Source organism: Sulfuricurvum sp. RIFCSPLOWO2_12_FULL_43_24, from assembly GCF_001829605.1.
GTDB lineage: Bacteria > Campylobacterota > Campylobacteria > Campylobacterales > Sulfurimonadaceae > Sulfuricurvum.
The window spans coordinates 1,250-4,077 of sequence record NZ_MIBT01000094.1 but is presented as its reverse complement, the minus strand read 5'-3'; the positions used below and the strand labels follow the sequence as shown (position 1 = coordinate 4,077).

The following is a 2,828-nucleotide window of genomic DNA, read 5'->3' as shown; positions in this document are numbered from 1 at the left end:
CGGGTAAATTTAAAAATAGAATTTTCCATCGGATAGTGGAGGATACTAAAACCAAACATGAAAAAGGCAAGGCCGTAGATAAAATAGATATAGTCGATAAAATTGAGCATCAAACCCCTTTAAGCACAATAGTTTAGAAGAAACTATTATATTATTTTATTATTTAGAGGCTAATTATACGGGTAGTACAATGCATAGAATCGAGTTATATGCATGCAATAATGCTCTTTTGTACAGTACAACGATATCGGACTGCAAAGTTACATTTTGGCGTTATAATATAACGGAATAAAATCTAATTTATTGGAAGATTCCTATGCGTCAGTCTGAAATCTTTTTCAAGCTACTCTTTGAAGCGAGTCCCCATCCTTATCTTATTTTACAGGCGGATGAAGCCTACACAATCGTTGCTGTAAACGATTACTATTTGAATGCGACGGGTATTATGCGTGAAAATGTCATAGGCAAACCCCTCTTTGAAGTTTTCCCTGATAATCCAAGTGATGAATCCGTCAGCGGTGTTAGTGATCTGCATATTTCTTTGGACAGTGTTGTTCGATATGGTCAAACCGATATTATGGGAATACAAAAATACGACATTCCGCTCCGAGACGGCAGTGAGGGATATGAAGTAAAATACTGGAGTCCCGTAAATGCGCCGATATTTGGGAAAGAGGATAAAGTCGAATATATTATCCATAATGTTGAAGATGTAACCGATTTTGTATTGCTCAAAGAAGCGAACAATACCGTCAGCCAATCATCGGATATGCAAACAAACAGGCTTGAAGCAGAGGTCTTAAAACGGGCGAAAGAGGTGAAAGAGGCTAATCGTCTCATTAAAGCCAGAGAAAAAGAACTCATGCTTCTGAATGACAAACTCAAAGAGCTTGATCGACTCAAAACTGAATTTTTCTCCAATATTTCCCATGAGTTCCGAACCCCTTTGACTTTAATGTTGGCTCCTGTTGAAGAGCTCCTTGCTAATCGTCAGAATTTAGATGATGACCGGATTACGGCAAATATTGAAATTATTCATCGCAATGCATTACGATTGTTGAAATTGGTCAACAATCTTCTCGACTTTTCACGAATTGAAGCAGGCCGGGCGAGAGCAGCGTATGAAGCAACGGATCTCTCAACGTTGACAGCTGATTTGGCGAGTAATTTTTCATCGGCATCCGAACTTGCCAATGTTCAATTAATTGTAGATTGTCCCCCTATGAGCGAATGGGTGGAAATAGACAGAGAGATGTGGGAAAAAATTGTTTTAAATCTCCTCTCTAACGCATTCAAGTTTACCCAGGACGGTTCCATTACCGTATCGACCCGATCTGAGAACGGAAAAGCAGTTTTGCGTATTCAAGACACCGGTATAGGAATTCCCGAAGAAGCACTACCAAAATTATTTGAACGTTTTTACAGGGTTGAAAATTCATACGGACGTTCCTATGAGGGGACAGGGATCGGTTTGTCGCTGGTTCAAGAACTGGTGAAACTTCAGGGGGGAAGTATCGAAGTTACCAGCAAAGTAGGAGAGGGAACGACATTTACCATTTCTATGCCATTAGGAATTCAGCATGAAGCTTCTGAGCACAAGAGATCTTACGATGAAGCATCTGGAAAACTGCCACGACACGCACAAACATACATAGCTGAAGCAAAACGCTGGAGCAGTGAAAATAAAAAAGATGAAATTTATACTCCAAAAGAGAATACCAAAGGAGAGATTCTCGTGGCCGATGATAATGCGGATATGCGGGAATTTATCAAACGATTGCTGGAAGATGCCGGATACAGTGTCTCTTTGGCCGTTGATGGGGAAGATGCATGGGAAATGTGTCAAAAAAGTTTGCCGGATCTTGTCCTAAGCGATGTCATGATGCCACGATTAAACGGTTTTGAATTGTTAAAGAAAATACGTTCTGCCGAATATACCTATTCGTTGCCGATTATTTTGCTCTCAGCTCGTGCGGGAGAGATTGATAAAACTGAAGGGCTGAATTCCGGTGCGGACGATTATCTCTCAAAACCGTTTCACAGCGGTGAGTTGATTGCCCGAGTCGATGGGGCGGTAAAACTCGGCAAATATCGTAAAAGAGCCCATGAACAGCTGTTGTCACAAACGAATTATATTGCCAAAATAGGGGGATGGAGTTTTGATACAAAAACGATGAAGGGGGAATGGACGGATGAGCTCATCCGCATCCATGATCTTCCTCCAAATGAGTCTATTGATGTCAGCAAAGGACTTGAATTTTATACCCCTCAGTCACGCCCGATTATTGAGCAAGCGATACACGATGCCATTACACTGGGTAGGGCGTATGATTTGGAACTGGAGATTATTAGTGCTACTGGAATCCATAAATGGGTACGAACCGTCGGTTCACCTGTCATTGAAGAGGGGGAAGTTAGTAAAGTCCAAGGTGTAATGCAAGACATAACACGACAGAAAGAAGACCAAATTAGAATCATTGCGGAAAAAGAGAGGTACGATCATTTGGCACATCATGATGAACTTACCGGACTGCCCAACCATCTCAGTTTACATGAGTTTATGGAGAAGCAATTTTCTGAAAATGTCAAACTGGCATTTATGCTTCTTGACCTGGACGAATTTAAAGAGATCAATGATTCCTACGGGCATAGTTTCGGAGATAAATTACTTATTGATGTGACCCATATTCTTCAAAATACCTTTCCGCCTGATTCATTCATCGTACGTAGCGGTGGGGATGAGTTTGTTGTTGTCGTACAGTGTCAAAGAGATGAAAATTTGATTGATACAATAATGGATAAGATATCCGATATGTTTAATCACCCCT

General features: G+C 40.8%; 1 protein-coding gene. It reads left to right on the top strand.

Going from position 1 to position 2,828, the window contains the following annotated elements:
- Positions 1-316: 316 nt before the first annotated feature.
- A partial coding sequence (locus A3G19_RS09010) for a response regulator (protein WP_294872170.1) occupies positions 317-2,828 on the top strand: 2,512 nt, incomplete at its 3' end.